We start from the raw sequence: 15,497 nt of genomic DNA, 5'->3' as shown, positions 1-15,497 counted from the left end.
GGAGGTTCCTTCCTATTGAAGCTTGATGCGGGGATCGATGAGCGGGGTGACGAGGTCGGCCAGAAGGTTGCCGAGGACGATGGCGACCGCCGAAACCAGGGTGACACCCATGATGATCGGCAGATCGACGCGCTGGATCGCCTGCCAGGCGAGCTGGCCGATGCCCGGCCAGCCGAAGACGCTCTCCACCACGACGATGCCGCTCATGAAGAGGCCGATGTCGATGCCGATCATCGCGATGACGGGCAGGATCGCGTTGGGCAGCGCGTGGCGGGCGAGGATCGTCCAGCGCCTGAGGCCCTTGGCGCGGGCCGTGCGAACATAGTCCTGGCGCAGAACGTCCACCATGGAGGAGCGCATCATGCGCGCGTACCAGCCGGCCCCGAGGATGCCGAGCGTCAGCGCCGGCAGGACGAGATGGGAAAAGGTGCCGTAGCCGCCGATCGGGAACCAGCCGAGGCGCACGGCGAAGACGTAGAGGAGAAGAAGGCCCACCACGAACTGCGGCGCCGAGACGGTGACGAAGGAGGTCACCATCAGCGCGTGGTCGCTGGCACGCCCGCGCCGGACGGCGGCCAACATGCCCATGGAAAGGCCGAGCGCGAGTTCGCAGAGGATCGCGGCCAGCATCAGGAGGAGGCTGGCGGGAAGGCGCGCTGAGATCAGGTCGGCGACCGCCGAGCGCTGGAGGTAGGATCGGCCGAGATCGCCTTGCAGGAGGTTGCCGAGATAGCGCGCGTACTGGACGAGGAAGGGCTGGTCGAGCCCGAGCTGGGTGCGAATGCCCGCCACCTGCGCCGCGGTCGCCGTGCGTCCGGCGATCTGCCGGGCCGGGTCCGCCGGCAGAAGGTAGAGCAGCGCGAAGGTGACGAGGCTGACGCCGAGGAGAATGAGAACGGCCTGAAACAGGCGGCGTGCCAGATAGATCGCCATCAGCCGCGCCCCTCCTCGGTCGGGTCGAGGGCATCGCGCAGCGCGTCGCCGACGAGATTGAAGGCGAGCGCGAGAGCCAGGATCGCCGCGCCGGGGAAGAAAACCAGCCAGGGCGCCGCCTGGAAGTAGGTCTGGTTCTCGAAAATGATGTTGCCCCACGAGGCGTCCGGCGGCTGCACGCCGACGCCAAGGAAGGACAGCGTCGCTTCCAGAAGCACGGTCGTCGAAATGCCGAGCGTGCCGTAGACGATCACGGTGGAGGTGAGGTGCGGCAGAACATGGTGGAACAGGATGCGGGACGAGCTTGCCCCCAGCGTCACCTCAGCCTGGATGAACTCGCGTGTCGCGAGCGAGCGCGTCTCGGAGTAGACGACGCGAGCCACCTGCACCCAGTTCACCAGCGCGATCACGAGTGCGACGATCCACAGGCTCGGGCGCAGGACGGCGGCAAGGCAGATCGCCAGGAGCAGCGCCGGAAACGCCATCATCAGGTCGGTGAAGCGCATCAGCACGGTGCCGACGAGGCCGCGGTAATAGCCGGCGACGACGCCGACCAACGTGCCGATGACGAGCGCCGCACCGTTGGCGACGATGCCGATGACGAGCGAATTGCGCGCGCCGTAGAGAAGGCGCGACAGGAGATCGCGGCCGAGAAGATCGGTGCCGAGCCAGTAGGTGGCGGAGGGCGGCAGCGGCGAGCCCTCCAGCGACAGGCCGTCGAAGAACTGCTCGTTGGGATCGAACGGGGCGACGAGCGGTGCGAAGACCGCCGACAGAACGACCAAGGCGATGATCGCGAGCCCGAACACGGCGAGCCGGCGCCCGAGGAGCCGGCGCAGGACGCCCTCGCCGCCCACCGGCGCGGACGGGGGAACGGCGGAGGCCTCAGGCCCGACGAGGACGCTCATCCGAGGCCTCCTTGTTCTTGAGATCGACGACGCGGCGCGCGGCTTCTTCCATCGTCATCTGCCAGCCCATGGCGAGCGCCCGGAGCTGGGCATAGGCCTGCTCCTCGCCGATGCCACCGCCCGACAGGGCGACCACCGCGCGCACGACCGTCTGGCGCTCGGCGATGCGCTCGCGCAGGGCGGCGATCTCCGCTCCGAGCCGCCGCCGCTCGTCGAAGGCGCGCCGGGCGATCAAAAGCGCGGAGTAGACGCCGGCGCTGCCGACGGGTTTCAGGACCTGCGCGTCGGCCCGGTGCGACAGCGCCCATTCGATGCGGCCGGGCGCTTCCGACCCGATCAGCGCCACGAGCGGCATCGGCGCCTCGCCGGGAGCCCAAGGGAACTGCTCGTCGAAGCCGTGGTCGACGTCGAAGAACAGGAAATCCGCTCCGGCGGCCGAGGCCGGCAGATCGGGCCACGCCTGTGCCACTTCCAGCCCGATCGCGCCGAGCTGGCGGATCAGCACGTCGACGGAGGCGTGCTCGCGATGCAGGACGACCGCCCTTGCCCCGCCGAGATTGGGAATGCGCACGGCCCTCGTCATCGCACCAGCCTCAGCTTCGGACGGAACGTGGCAGCGGGGTCGTAGCGCGAAAGATACGGGTCCGCCGCGACGAGCCTCGGGCTTTCCTCCAGCACCTCGAAGCGCGTGCCGCGAATGCTCGCGATCCGGACGGGGAGTTGCGCATGCTGGGTGAGCGGATCGATGCGGATGGGCCCGAGCGCGGTCACATGCGTGCTTGCGGCCATCGCGTGTCGCACCGCATCCGGCTCGTCGCTCCCCGCCGCCTCGATGGCGTCGGCAAGGACGGTTACCGCCGCGTGGGCCGCCGCCTCGAAGGAAGACGTAGGTCCCGGCGCACCGTCATGGACGAAGGGCAGCGACGAAAGGTGTCCTTCGCCATAGGGGGCGATCGAGGGAAGTTCGGCCTCCGTCAGGTTGCAGGACAGGATCGGCCGCCGCTCGGGATGGAAGCGCTCGTCCTCGCGCCCGAGAGCCGCATAGGCTTCGTAGAAGGCGTAGGACGAGGGGCCGATCAGGTTGTTGAGGACGAAATCCGGCGCCGTGGCGCGGATCTCGGCGATCAGCCGGGCGACATCCGTGTCGCCGAGCGGCAGGTAGCGCTCGCCCCGCACCTCGCCGCCGGCATCGGCCACGAGGTCGCGGGCGATGCGGTTCATCTCCCAGTCCCAGATGTAGTTGGATCCGAGGAGAAACGCATCGCTTCCGTAGCGCGCCGCCACATGGGCGACGAGCGGCACGAGATGCTGGTTCGGGGCCGCGTTCATGTAGACGACGTGATCGCTGGCCTCGAAGCCCTCGTAGGGCGCGGGATACCAAAGAAGGCCGCCGTGCTTTTCGAGGACAGGAATGACGTCCTTCCGGCTCCAGGAGGTGATGCAGCCGACGACGTGGCGAACCCTGCTTCCCGTCAGAAGATCGGCGCAGAGCGGGGCATAGCGCTCGATCCGCCCCTCGGGATCGCGCTCGGCGACCTCGAAGCGGATGCGGCGCGCCGGATCGGCATTGATCGCTGCGATCGCCCCAAAGGCGCCCTTGCGGCAGGCCTCGCCGAGCCGGTCGTAGCTGCCGGTCCGAGAGAAGAGCACGCCGATGTCGATGCGATGCCGCAAGTGTCCTGCCCTGAAACGAAAAAGCCCCGAGGTCGCGCCACGACGCTTCGAAGCGTCGTATCGGACTCACGGGGCTCGATTGCCGCCCGGCGATCAAGGCCGGTATGTGGGAGCGATCCTGCGTCAGGTTTTCCAGCGCGTCAACAGGAATTGCCGAGATTGGAGGCCTGCTTATTTTATGCGCAGCGGCCTATCCGGCGTTTGGGTGTCGATATGTCATAGCGTCCCTTTGCCGGCGTCGGAGGCGCCGCGCATGCGCCGAGCGCGCAGGACGAGCGCGGTGGCGAGCGTCAGGCCGATGACCAGGAAGGACACGGCCGTCGTCAGCGTTCCCAGCGCGTAGATCGCCGGCGTCGTGACGGTGGTGGTCAGGCCCTGGAGTTCGAGCGGCAGCGTGTTGGGTCCGCCGATCGCCTGGGAGGTTCTCGCGATCTCGTCCCAGGACAGGGTGAAGCCGAAGAGCGCGACGCCGACGACGTAAGGCGCGATGATCGGCAGGACGACGTGGCGGAACGTCTGCCAGGGCGTCGCGCCGAGGTCGCGCGCGGCCTCCTCGTAGGCCGGATCGAAGCGGTTGAACACGGCGAACATTACCAGCATGCCGAAGGGCAACGTCCAGGTTAGGTGCGCGCCGAGCGCCGAGGTGAAGAGGCCCATCGCCGACTGGAAGCCGGAACCGCCGAGCCCGTAGGCCTTCACGAAATCATCGAAGAGACGGAACTCCAGCGCGATGCCGAGCGAAACGGCGATCGAGGGCAGGATCAGCGAGGCGATCGCCGTGTAGAACAGGAGCGTCGACCCCCGGAACCGCCGGCGGAACGCGAGCCCCGCCAGCACCGAGATCACCACCGTCAAAGCGGTGACGACGAGGCCGAGCCGAAGGGACCGCGCAAACGCCGCCCAGACATCGACGACGCCGAGCCCCGCCCACAGGACGCCGAACCAATGCGTCGACACCCCGTTCATCGGGAAGGTCAGGCCGCCCGCCGGCCCCTGGAAGGACAGGATCAGAACGGTGAGCGTCGGCCCGTAGAGGAAGAGGACGAACAGGGCGAAGAAGATTGACAGGGGCCAGAAGGCGCGCGAGCGTTTCTCGTGCATGGTTCTACAGCTCCTTGCGGATGTCGACGACGCGCAGAAGCGCGAACACGATCAGGAGCACGGTGGCCAGCAGCACCACGGCATTGGCCGCGGCGACCGGGAACTGGAGATAGCTGATCTCGGTCTGGATCGTCTTGCCGACCGAGGCGATCTGCTGGCCGCCCATCAGGCCGACCGTGATGAAGTCGCCCATGACGATGGTGAGAACGAAGATCGAGCCGATGGCGATGCCGGTCTTGGACAGCGGCACGATCACGTTCCACAGGATCTGCCAGCCGCCGGCACCCGCATCCCGCGCCGCCTCGATCAGCGAGCGGTCGATGCGCAGCATCGAATTGTAGATCGGCACCACCATGAAGAAGGTGAACAGGTGGACCAGCGTCAGCGTCACCGAAAAGGACGAGTAGAGCAGCCATTCCAGCGGCCGGTCGATCATCCCGAGGCCGAGGAGGGTCCGGTTCACCAGCCCCTCGCGACCCAGAAGGGGGATCCACGAGATCATACGGATGACGTTGGAGGTCCAGAACGGGATCGTGCAGACCAGGAACAGAACCGACTGGATCGCCTTGGAGCGCACCTCGAAGGCCAGGAAGTAGGCGATGGTGAAGCCGATGCCGAGCGTCAGCGCCCAAACCGTCAGCGCGAAGCTCAAGGTCGAGACATACGTGCGGAACGTCGTGCACAGGGTCGGCAGCCGCGTGATGCAGCGGTCGAAGACGTCCGCGTAGTTCTGCAGGGTGAAGGCGGGCTGGATCTGGTAGTTCTCGTAGGTCCAGAAGCTCACCATCACGATGAAGACGAGCGGCACCACGAGAAACACGAGAAACACCAGCCCGAGCGGCATGGCCTGCAGATAGGGCGCAAGCCCCGTGCGATTGGATGCGGTCATGAGGCTCCGTGGCGGGCGCGCAAGGTGCGGGGCTGCCACCCCGGTCCCCGCCCGGGAAGGCTTCCCGGACCCTTCTTTTCGTTGGATGACCTGTCCCCGACCGGGGCGGGCCCGCGGCCCGCCCCGGTCGGGGAAACCTCCTCAAATGAAGAGGGGTGCAGGGGAAATCATTTCCCCTGCCGGGGTCGCAGGGGCAGCGCCCCTGCCTTCCTCGCGCCTCAAGCCGCGACGAACTCGTTCCATTTGCGGATCATATAGGCGTCCTCGTCCATCACCGCGTTCCAGCAGGCGACGGCGCCCATGCGCTGGTCAAAGGAGCCGCCGTCGCGGGTCGCCCCCTTCAGGGCGATCGTCTGCCCCTGCGGGGACTTGATGTCCTGCTCCGCCGGCTTGCCTTCCATCCAGTAGGCCCACTCGTAGGGCTCCATGGACTTCTGGGCCGTCGTCAGGACGCCGGAATAATAGCCCTGACGGTTCAGGAAGGCGCCGGCCCAGCCGGACAGGAACCAATTGACGAACTCGTAGGCGGCGTCGAGCTTGGGGCCTTCCAGGGTGGACGGCAGGGCGAAGCCGGAGGCCCAGGCGCGGTAGCCCTCCTTCAGCGGCTGGAACACGCAGTCGATGCCCTTGGCCCGCACGGCGGTGACGGCGGGCGACCACATGGACTGGATCACCGTCTCGCCGGACGACATCAGGTTGACGCTTTCATTGAAGTCGGACCAGAGCGCGCGGAACTGACCGGCCTGCTTGGCCTCGATCAGCTTGTCGATCGTCATGTCGATCTCGTCGCGGGTCATGTTGCCCTTGTCGGGATACTTGTAGGCGCCGGTCGCCTCGATCACCATGGCCGCGTCCATGATGCCGATCGAGGGAATGTTCAGGATCGACGCCTTGCCCTTGAACTCCGGGTTCAGGAGCTCGGCCCAGCTTTCGATCGGGCGCCCGATGAGGTCGGGCCGGATGCCGAGCGTGTCGGCGTTGTAGGTTGTGGGGATGAGCGAGATCCACTCGGTCGGCGAGGCGGCGAAGCTCTTGGACTTGTTGCCCTCAAGATAAAGCACCTTCCAAGGGGCGGTACCCTGGTCGCCGATCTTCTTTCCGTCGATCTCGCCCTTGGTGAAGACGGTGGTGATGTTGTCGAATTCGGTGATGCGCTTGGCGTCCATGCCCATCAGGTTGCCGGTCGGCACGAACTTCTTGAGCGCGAAGTATTCGGTGTCGACGATGTCGAACGTGTTCGGCTGGGTGATGATGCGCTTGGTCACCTCGTCGGTGGTGACGGGGATGTATTCGAGCGTGATGCCGAGATCCTCCTTCACCTTGGCGGCGATCTCGGTGGACTGGTTCACGGCGGTGCCGAGATAGCGCAGGGTCTTGGCCTCCTGCGCGCGGGCCGAGCGCACGAAGGGAAAGCCGGTCACGGCCGCGCCGGACACGAAGGCGGCGCCCGCCGCAGCCGTGCCGCCCTTGAGGAAGGTGCGGCGATCGATGCCGACGGAGGGGATCGCGGGCTTCTTTGTATCGGTCATGGGCTGCATCTCCTGGGAAAGATCAAGGAACGGATGGATTGTTCAGGCCGCCAGGGCGTATTCGTCGGCGCGCGCCCAATGCATCGGCCGGGTCTGGCCGAGCTCGGCGGGCGTGCGGGCATAGTCCTCCTCGGCGATCACGGCGGTGATCTCACCGGCCTCGCCGGCCGCCAGCACCACGGTGACAGTGGCGCCGCCGTATTCGACGCCGCGCACCTCGCCGGTGAGCGTTCGAGCCGCCTCCCCGCCCTGCCCGAGGCGCACCCGGTCGGCGCGCACGGTGACGGCGCGTCCGTCGAGGGTCAGGACGTTGTGCCCGCCCATGAAGCGGGCGACGAAGGCGGTGGCGGGCCGGTGGAAGACGTCCTGCGGCGTGCCGGACTGCTCGATGCGCCCGTCCTTCATGATGACCACGAGGTCGGCGAGCGCCATCGCCTCGTCCTGCCCGTGGGTGACGTGGAGGAAGGAGATGCCGAGTTCGCGCTGGAGGCGCTTCAGCTCGGTGCGCACCTTGAGGCGCAGGAACGGGTCGAGCGCCGAAAGCGGCTCGTCGAGGAGGAGGATGCTGGGATCGGTGACGAGCGCGCGGGCGAGCGCCACGCGCTGCTGCTGGCCGCCGGACAGCTGCGCGGGCATGCGCGCCTCGAACCGGTGGAGATCGACGAGATCCATGACGGCGCGCGCCTTGGCGTATCGCTCCGCCTTGGCGACACCCTTCATCTTCAAGGAAAAGGCGATGTTGTCGCGCACCGTCAGATGGGGAAACAGCGCATATGACTGGAACATCATCGCCGTACCGCGCCGGGCGGGCGGAAGGTCGGTGACGTTCGAGGCACCCAGAATGATATCGCCCCCGCTGGCGCTTTCGTGGCCGGCGATCATCCGGAGCGTCGAGGACTTGCCGCAACCGGACGGGCCGAGGAAACAGCAATAGGTCCCGGCGGGAATGCGCAGGTCGATCGCGTCCACCGCGACCGTCTGGCCGTAGCGCTTGGTCAGCTTGACCAGTTCGAGATTGCCTGCCGCCATGCCCGCCTCATCGTTTCCTTCGAACGATGACAAGCAGGAACCATGCCAACCCCAGAGAACCGCTCCCGCGGCGGGACGATTTGGGATTTCACGCTCGAAGGGCGCAGTTCGCACCACGCAGCGCACGGGAAACGGCGCTCAGGAATTCAGCGCCTTGCGTAAATTGTACACAACGATTGTGCGCGATCGGCGATTGGCTGCCCCGTGAACCGGTGGCATGCTGGCCCGTGGCCGATCACTCAAGGGCGGCCAGTCCGCTTGCGACGGAGAAACGACGGATTTGCGGGACGGTTCGCCAGAACGGAAGCGAAGCGACGCATCGTGGCGTCCGATCCACGACGGCATCCTCGACGCCATCATCCGGCATCGCCTCGCGCCGGGCGCCAAGCTGGTGGAGGAGGAGATCGCGGCGCTCTACGGGGTCAGCCGGACCCTGGTGCGTGTCGCGCTCCAGGATCTCGCCCGTCAGGGCGTCGTCCTCCTTCGGCGCAACAAGGGTGCCTGCGTGGCGTGTCCCGGCCCCGAGGAAGCGCGCGAAATCTTCGAGGCACGGGCGTTGATCGAGCCCGAACTCGCGGCAAGGGCCGCCCGCCGAATGCGGCCGGCCGACACGCAGGCGCTGCGCGCGTCGATCGACGCCGAGCACCACGCCCTGCACCTCGACAATCCGCGCGAGGCCGTCTTCCACTCCGCCGACTTCCATCGACGCATCGCCGGGATTGCCGGCCATGGTGTCCTGTCGGACATCGTGGGCGAGCTGCTGTCCCGGTCCTCTCTGGTGATCTCGCTCTACTGGCGCCAGCCGCAGGAACCATGCGCGAACGCGGCCCATCTCCAGCTGATCGAGGCCATTTCCGGCGGCCAGCCCGCCCTGTCCGCCCGCTTGATGCGCGAGCATGTCGAAGCGCTCTTCGATCAGCTCGACCTGTCGCCGCCGCGCGCGCCTTCAAACCTCTCGGTCGCCCTCGGTATCGAAGTGGCGAAAGCCCAATCCACCGATGAAGACTAAATGCGAACTTCCGACCGAAGTGCATGCAATCAGCGTCTGTGGATTTTAGCCAGCTTTCAGGAAGCGTTTGGCTCCTACCCGCCGCGGATGCTAGGTGCCCGGTGCGATGGACGCTGAAGGACGACGGGGCGTGACGAAGGAACTGCTTGCGAACGGGCATGGGGATGCGATGGACCGAGCTTCCGTGATCTGCCGCGCCATCCGGCGCGCCATTCTGGAGCGCGCTCTGGCGCCGGGCGACAAGCTGCCGGAGGACCAGCTCGGCGAGCGCTTCGGTGTCAGCCGCACCCTGGCGCGCCATGCCTTGGGACAGTTGGCATCCGAGGGATTGGTGGAGCTGCGCCGCAACCGGATCGCGGTGGTCGCCACGCCTTCCTTCGAGGACGCGCGGGACGAATTCGACATCCGCATCGAGCTCGAGCGCCTCGTGGTGCGGCGCCTGGCGGGGCGGCTGTCGCCGCGCCAGCTCGCCGAGCTCGCCGCCCATGTGGATGCCGAGGAAGCGGCACGGGGCGGGTCCGAAACCACCTCGCTGCGCCTGGCGACCGAGTTCCATGTCCGCCTCGCCGAGATGACGGGGCGCCCGACGCTGTCGCGCTACGTGCGCGAGACGGCGTATCGTTCCTGCCTGTCGCTGGCGACCTTCGGGCGGCCCCATTCTCCCGAATGCGCCATTTCCGAGCATCGCGACGTCTTGGCCGCCCTGGAGGCGGGAGACGAGGCGCGGGCGGGCGAACTCATGGCCCACCACCTCGATCAGGTGGCCCAGCGCGCGCTCCTGAAGGCGCCGGAGGCCCGGGGCGACCTGATGGACATTCTGGCGCCCTACGCCGAAGCCGAAGCCGTGACCCCGCGCCGACGCCGGCAGGCCGTCGAGAACTGATGCGCCTCAGCGGCGCAGGGCGGGATCCAGGATCCACTCCGCACTGTCGTTCCAGACGTCCATCTTCGTGATGCGCCCGCCCGACACTTCGAAACGATCGACGTAGCGATTGCCGTCGAAAGGCGTTCCATCGGGCCATTCCCCGTAGAGGAAGCCGATCGAGTAGACCACGGTCCGGTCATCCGAGGGCGCGACGTCGAACCGCTCCATCCGCTTCTTCACCCACCTGTAGCGCGCCGCGTTGACCGATGCGGGACCGCGCGGATGGTCGAACACGCGACCGCCGGTGAAGGTGATGGTGCAACCCGGCGCCATGAAGGTTGCGGCGCGCTCGGGGTCGGGAACCATGGATGCGTCGAGATAGGCACGCACGATCTCCACGTCGTCGGCACCGTTCGCAAGCGATACTGTATGCGATTTGACATCCATTCTGTTTTTCCTCTTCACAAAGGCGGATAGGGCCCATACAAATTGACCGGCCGAGTGCATACGACGTTTATGCCTGATTTTTGACCAATCGTGCATCCCTGACGTAACGACCCTCCCCCGCTTTCACGAAGGAGCCGACATGACCCGCATCAAACTGGCCGCCCTGGCGGCCGCCGCGATCGCCTTCGCCAGCCCTGCTCTCGCCAAGTCGCTGACAGTCGGCGCCAATGTCGGCAACGTCCCCTGGGAGTTCCAGGACGCCTCGTCCGAGATCGTCGGCTTCGAGGTCGAACTCGTCCGGGAAGTCGCCAAGCGCATGGGCTATGACGACGTCCAGGTCGAGAACATCCCCTTCAACGGCCTGTTCTCGGCCGTCCAGTCGGGGCGGATCGACGCGGCGATCTCGTCCATCACCATCACCAAAAAGCGGCTGGAATCGGTCTCCTTCGCCCAGCCCTACTACGACAGCGACCAGTCGTTGTCCGTCCTGAAGGCGTCCGGCATCCAGGGCCTGTCCGGGCTGAAGGGCAAGGTGGTCGGCGTCGACACCGGCTCCACCGGCGACATCTACGCCACGGCCCACGAGACGGAACTCGGCCTGTCCGAGATCCGCCGCTTCGAGGGCCTGTCGCCCGCCATGCTGGATCTGGCGGCCGGACGCATCGACGGCTACATCTCCGACATTCCGGCCGTCGCCTACTACATCAAGGACAAGCCGGACTATGCCGTGGTGGAGCGCATCCCGACGGGCGAGCAGTATTCGATCATGTTCGCCAAGGATTCGCCGCTGGTCGCCGAGGCTACCAAGGCGATCACCGAACTGAAGACGGACGGGTTCCTGGCGCAGCTCCACGAGAAGTGGTTCGGCACCAAGCCCGACGCCTCGACCTCGACCGTGAAGGTCGCCGACGCGCCCAAGCTCTGATCCACCCCGACGCTTGGCCGGACGCGGGCGCCGCTCGCGTCCGGTTCCCGATCCCTTCGCAAGGCCCGGCATGGACATCGTCACCACCTTCTTCAACGTCGACGTCCTGTGGCGCTCGATGCCCCAGCTTCTCCAGGGGCTGTGGCGGACCATCCTTCTGGGTGGCCTGTCGATCGTCTTGGGGCTCGTGGGGGGCCTCGCTTTGGCGCTGGTGCGCCTCTACGCGCCCGGCCCCCTCCGCTGGCTCGCGATCGCCTATATCGACGTGTTCCGCGCGTTGCCCGTCCTGGTCTGGCTGGTGATCGTCTACTACGCCTTTCCCTTCGTCGGTATCCGCCTGTCGCCCTTCGCCTCGGCCTGCCTCGCCTTGACCACCGTGTCCTCGGCCTACACGGCCGAGATCTACCGGGCCGGCATCGAGGCGATCCCGCGCGGCCAGTTCGAGGCGGCCCAGTCGATCGGCCTCAACGCGATCGACGTGATGCGCGACGTGGTTCTGCCGCAGGCCGTTCGCATCGTCATCCCCCCGCTCACCAACAACTCGATCAACGTGATGAAGGACACCGCGCTCGCATCCGTCGTGGCGCTGCCCGACCTTCTGAAGCAGGCGACGCAGGCGCAGGCGCTCGCCGCCAACCCGACGCCGCTGATCGGCGCCGCGCTCCTTTATCTCGCGCTGCTCCTACCCTTGGTGCGCCTCGTGGCGCGCTTCGAGAAGCGCTATTCGGCGCGGGAGGCCCGCTGAGATGAGCGCCGAACCCATCATCCGCATGCGCGGCGTTTCCAAGCGCTACGGCACGTTCCAGGCGCTGCGGGGCGTCGATCTCGATGTCGCGGCCGGCGAGGTCGTGGTGCTGCTCGGGCCGTCGGGCTCGGGCAAGTCCACCCTCATCCGCTGCATCAACCATCTCGAGGAATACGACGAAGGGGACGTGTTCGTCGGCGGCGTGCGCGTCGAGCGCGGTCGCAACCTTCTGGCCGTCCGCCAGCAGACCGGCATGGTGTTCCAGGCCTTCAACCTGTTTCCCAACCTGTCCGTCATCGACAACGTGGCGCTGGGTCCCGTGCGGGTGAGGAAGCTCTCCTGGGAGGACAGCCGGGCCAAGGCCAAGCTGCTCCTGGAGCGCGTCGGCATCGGCGCGCAGGCGCAGAAGTTTCCGACGCAGCTGTCCGGGGGGCAGCAGCAGCGCGTCGGCATCGCCCGGGCGCTGGCGATGGAGCCGCGCATCCTTCTGTTCGACGAGCCGACCTCGGCGCTCGATCCCGAAATGGTCGGCGAGGTGCTCGACGTCATCAAGGGCCTCGCTCATTCCGGCGTCACCCTCGTTCTCGTCACCCACGAGATGGGCTTCGCCCGGCAGGTCGCCGATCGCATCGTCTTCATGGAAGAAGGCGAGATCCGCGAGATCTCGACGCCCGACGCCTTCTTCAGCTCGACCCGCAACGAGCGCGCGCGCGCCTTTCTCGACGCCGTTCTCAACCACTGATTCCACTAGACAGGCGCGGGGCAAGACGCGCCGGCAAGGCTGAAACCCATGACCCTCGATCTCGATTTCGTCCGTTCGCAGTTCCCCGCGCTCCGAAGCGAGTGGGCCTACATGGACAATGCCGGCGGCTCCCAGGTGCTGGCGCGCGTCGCGGCCCGCGTGTCCGACTATCTCCTGACCAGCAACGTCCAGACCGGGGCGAGCTACGAGCCGAGCCGCATCTCCACCGCCCGCGTCGCGCAGTCGCGCGAGGCCTTCGCGCGCTTCATGAACTGCGATCCCGGCGAGATCGTCGAGGGTGCCTCCACCACGATCCTGATCCGTTTCCTGTCGGAGGCGATGGTGGGCCGGCTCCAGCCCGGCGACGAGATCATCCTCACCAACGTGGACCACGAAGCCAATATCGGCCCTTGGCTGAAACACGAGGCGCGCGGCGTCAAGATCCGCTGGTGGCGATGCGACCCGGAAACCTTCGAGCTCGACCTCGAGGACCTCAAGGGCCTGATGAACGAGCGCACGAAGCTCGTCTGCGTCACCCACGCCTCCAACATCCTCGGCACGATCAACCCGATCCGCGAGATCGCCGACATCGCGCATGCCGGTGGGGCGGAACTGTGCGTCGACGCCGTCGCCTACGCGCCGCACCGCGCGATCGACGTCAGGGCGCTGGGTGCCGACTACTACATCTTCAGCATCTACAAGGTGTTCGGGCCGCACCATGCGGTCATGTTCGGCAAGCGCGACAAGCTCCTGGAGCTCGACAACATCTACCACTACTTCTTCGACAAGAGCCGGGTGCCCCACAAGCTGGAGCCGGGTAACATCAACTACGAATGCGCGTGGGGGTCGATCGGCGCGGTGGACTATGTCGAGGAACTGGGGCAGCGCGTAGGCGCCGCGCCCGGCCGGGCGGCAATCGAGGCGGGCTTTGCCGGGATCGCGGACCAGGAGCAGGCGCTGACCGAGCGCCTGATGGACTTCCTCGCGAGCCGCAACTCGGTGCGCGTAATCGGGCGAAAGTCGTGCGCGATCGCCGACCGGGTCTCCACCGTCTCCTTCACCGTGCGGCAGGATTCCTCCCGCGCCGTCGTCGAAGCAGTGGACGGCGCCAAGGTCGGCATCCGTCACGGCGACTTCTACGCCAAGCGCATCGTCGAGGAGCACGGGCTGACGCAGACCGACGGCGTCGTGCGCGTGTCCATGGTCCACTACAACACGCCAGCCGAGGTGGACCGGCTGATCGCGGCGCTGGAGCCCGTTCTGTGACGGCGCGCTTCGACCTCGTGATCCGCGGCGGCACGCTCGCCACCGCGTCGGACGTCTTCGCCGCCGACATCGGCATCCGCGACGGGCGCATCGTCCAGATCGGCGAGGCGCTGGAGGCGGGGGCGCAGGAGATCGACGCCACCGGCCGCTACGTCCTGCCGGGCGGCATCGACAGCCATGTCCACATCTCGCAACCGTCCGGCGACGGGATCGTGATGGCCGACGATTTCGAAAGCGGCACGCGCTCGGCGCTCTTCGGCGGCAACACGACCGTTCTTCCCTTCTGCCTGCAGGAGAAGGGCCAGACGCTGCGCGACGCTCTCACGAACTATCACGCGCTGGCCGAAGGGCGCTGCTACACCGACCATTCCTTCCATCTCATCGTGTCCGATCCGACGGCCTCGGTCCTCGGCCAGGAACTGCCGGCGCTGGTGGCGGACGGCTACACCTCGTTCAAGGTCTTCATGACCTACGAGGGCCTTCGGCTGAACGACGCGGAAATTCTGGACACGATGGATGTCGCCCGTCGGACCGGGGCGCTGGTCATGGTCCATTGCGAGAACGAGGACGCGATCCGCTATCTGATCGGCCGGCACGAGGCATCGGGCGATGTCGCGCCGCGCGCCCATGCCACGACGCGGCCCGTCGCGGTGGAGCGCGAGGCGACGCATCGCGCCCTGTCGCTGGCCGAGGTGGTGGATGTGCCGGTCGTCATCGTCCACGTGTCCAACGGGGCGGCGATGGAGGAGATCCGGTCGGCGCGGGCCCGCGGGCGCAAGGTGATCGGGGAAACCTGCCCGCAATACCTCGTGCTGACGGCCGACGATCTCGACGGCATGGACTGGGAAGGCGCCAAGTTCGTGTGCTCGCCGCCCCCGCGCGACCGCACCGCCCAGGACGCGTGCTGGATGGGCCTCGAGACCGGCGTCTTCGACCTCTTCTCCTCCGACCACTGCCCGTTCCGATACGACGATCCGAAGGGCAAGCTGAACCCGAAGGGCAAAGCGAGCTTCCGCCACATCCCGAACGGCATTCCCGGCGTCGAGACGCGCCTGCCGATCCTCTTCTCGGAAGGGGTGATGAAGGGGCGCATCGACCTGCCGCGTTTCGTGGCGCTGACCGCCACCAACCATGCCAAGACCTATGGCCTGGAGAGAAAGGGCCGCATCGCGGTCGGCATGGATGCCGACATCGCGGTCTGGGATCCGGAGGAGCGTCGAACCATCCGCCACGCCGATCTCCACGACGGCGCCGACTACAGCCCCTACGAGGGACTCGAGATCCAGGGCTGGCCGACCACGGTGGTGCTCGGCGGCCGGACGATGATCGAAGACGGCCAGTTGCGCGGCAGGCCCGGCGACGGACGCTATCGCCCGCGATCCCTCCCCGCGATCTGACGAGAGGTCGGCATCGGTCGGCATGGATGACGAACGGG

Annotated in this window: 16 protein-coding genes; 7 read left to right on the top strand and 9 right to left on the bottom strand. The window is 67.1% G+C overall.

What is annotated here, in order from left to right; genetic code table 11:
• Positions 1 to 12: 12 nt before the first annotated feature.
• The 8 genes from H7A85_RS07425 to H7A85_RS07390 all read right to left on the bottom strand — a co-directional run bounded on the left by H7A85_RS07425 (position 13) and on the right by H7A85_RS07390 (position 8,063).
• Positions 13 to 933 carry an ABC transporter permease gene (locus H7A85_RS07425; RefSeq protein WP_182085284.1) on the bottom strand — a complete coding sequence of 307 codons (921 nt, stop codon included), beginning with the start codon at positions 931 to 933 and terminating at the stop codon, positions 13 to 15.
• Complete coding sequence (locus tag H7A85_RS07420) at positions 933 to 1,841, bottom strand: ABC transporter permease (protein ID WP_182085283.1); 909 nt, start codon at positions 1,839 to 1,841, stop codon at positions 933 to 935. Before H7A85_RS07420 ends, H7A85_RS07425 begins: the two co-directional genes overlap by 1 nt.
• Positions 1,819 to 2,424 (bottom strand): ANTAR domain-containing protein, encoded by a 606-nt coding sequence (locus H7A85_RS07415; RefSeq protein ID WP_182085282.1) that lies wholly within the window; start codon positions 2,422 to 2,424, stop codon positions 1,819 to 1,821. The genes H7A85_RS07420 and H7A85_RS07415 overlap by 23 nt, the downstream gene beginning before the upstream one ends.
• Positions 2,421 to 3,515, bottom strand: a complete 1,095-nt coding sequence (locus H7A85_RS07410) for a transporter substrate-binding protein (protein ID WP_182085281.1) — start codon at positions 3,513 to 3,515, stop codon at positions 2,421 to 2,423. The genes H7A85_RS07415 and H7A85_RS07410 overlap by 4 nt, the downstream gene beginning before the upstream one ends.
• 216 nt (positions 3,516 to 3,731) lie before the next feature.
• Positions 3,732 to 4,616, bottom strand: coding sequence for an ABC transporter permease (locus H7A85_RS07405; RefSeq protein ID WP_182085280.1), 885 nt, complete (start codon positions 4,614 to 4,616; stop codon positions 3,732 to 3,734).
• A 4-nt stretch (positions 4,617 to 4,620) separates the two neighbouring features.
• Positions 4,621 to 5,505: an ABC transporter permease gene (locus H7A85_RS07400; protein ID WP_182085279.1), complete on the bottom strand. Its 885-nt coding sequence runs from the start codon at positions 5,503 to 5,505 to the stop codon at positions 4,621 to 4,623.
• 218 nt (positions 5,506 to 5,723) lie between these two features.
• Positions 5,724 to 7,034: a PotD/PotF family extracellular solute-binding protein gene (locus H7A85_RS07395; RefSeq protein ID WP_182085278.1), complete on the bottom strand. Its 1,311-nt coding sequence runs from the start codon at positions 7,032 to 7,034 to the stop codon at positions 5,724 to 5,726.
• A 42-nt stretch (positions 7,035 to 7,076) separates the two neighbouring features.
• Positions 7,077 to 8,063: an ABC transporter ATP-binding protein gene (locus H7A85_RS07390; protein ID WP_182085277.1), complete on the bottom strand. Its 987-nt coding sequence runs from the start codon at positions 8,061 to 8,063 to the stop codon at positions 7,077 to 7,079.
• Positions 8,064 to 8,343: 280 nt separating this feature from the next.
• Here H7A85_RS07390 and H7A85_RS07385 point away from each other — a divergent pair, with 280 nt between their 5' ends.
• Positions 8,344 to 9,072 carry a GntR family transcriptional regulator gene (locus H7A85_RS07385; protein WP_182085276.1) on the top strand — a complete coding sequence of 243 codons (729 nt, stop codon included), beginning with the start codon at positions 8,344 to 8,346 and terminating at the stop codon, positions 9,070 to 9,072.
• Between the two features lie 169 nt (positions 9,073 to 9,241).
• Entirely contained in the window at positions 9,242 to 9,955 is a 714-nt protein-coding gene (locus tag H7A85_RS07380; RefSeq protein WP_244631044.1) for a GntR family transcriptional regulator, read from the top strand.
• Positions 9,956 to 9,961: 6 nt separating this feature from the next.
• Here the strand turns inward: H7A85_RS07380 and H7A85_RS07375 are convergent, their stop codons facing one another.
• Positions 9,962 to 10,384 carry a nuclear transport factor 2 family protein gene (locus tag H7A85_RS07375; protein WP_182085274.1) on the bottom strand — a complete coding sequence of 141 codons (423 nt, stop codon included), beginning with the start codon at positions 10,382 to 10,384 and terminating at the stop codon, positions 9,962 to 9,964.
• Between the two features lie 139 nt (positions 10,385 to 10,523).
• Here H7A85_RS07375 and H7A85_RS07370 point away from each other — a divergent pair, with 139 nt between their 5' ends.
• The 5 genes from H7A85_RS07370 to hydA all read left to right on the top strand — a co-directional run bounded on the left by H7A85_RS07370 (position 10,524) and on the right by hydA (position 15,459).
• A complete protein-coding gene (locus tag H7A85_RS07370; protein WP_182085273.1) occupies positions 10,524 to 11,309 on the top strand; it encodes a transporter substrate-binding domain-containing protein in 786 nt (261 codons plus the stop codon).
• A gap of 70 nt (positions 11,310 to 11,379) precedes the next feature.
• On the top strand, positions 11,380 to 12,054 hold the full coding sequence (locus H7A85_RS07365) for an amino acid ABC transporter permease (protein WP_182085272.1): 675 nt from the start codon (positions 11,380 to 11,382) through the stop codon (positions 12,052 to 12,054).
• Between the two features lies 1 nt (position 12,055).
• Positions 12,056 to 12,796 carry an amino acid ABC transporter ATP-binding protein gene (locus H7A85_RS07360; RefSeq protein ID WP_182085271.1) on the top strand — a complete coding sequence of 247 codons (741 nt, stop codon included), beginning with the start codon at positions 12,056 to 12,058 and terminating at the stop codon, positions 12,794 to 12,796.
• A 48-nt stretch (positions 12,797 to 12,844) separates the two neighbouring features.
• Positions 12,845 to 14,062: a cysteine desulfurase-like protein gene (locus tag H7A85_RS07355; protein ID WP_182085270.1), complete on the top strand. Its 1,218-nt coding sequence runs from the start codon at positions 12,845 to 12,847 to the stop codon at positions 14,060 to 14,062.
• Complete coding sequence (gene hydA / locus H7A85_RS07350) at positions 14,059 to 15,459, top strand: dihydropyrimidinase (RefSeq protein ID WP_182085269.1); 1,401 nt, start codon at positions 14,059 to 14,061, stop codon at positions 15,457 to 15,459. Before H7A85_RS07355 ends, hydA begins: the two co-directional genes overlap by 4 nt.
• The last annotated feature ends 38 nt before the right edge of the window (positions 15,460 to 15,497 follow it).

The organism is Aureimonas sp. ME7, assembly GCF_903970965.1.
Taxonomy (GTDB): domain Bacteria; phylum Pseudomonadota; class Alphaproteobacteria; order Rhizobiales; family Rhizobiaceae; genus Aureimonas.
This window is presented reverse-complemented; position numbering and strand designations above follow the sequence as displayed.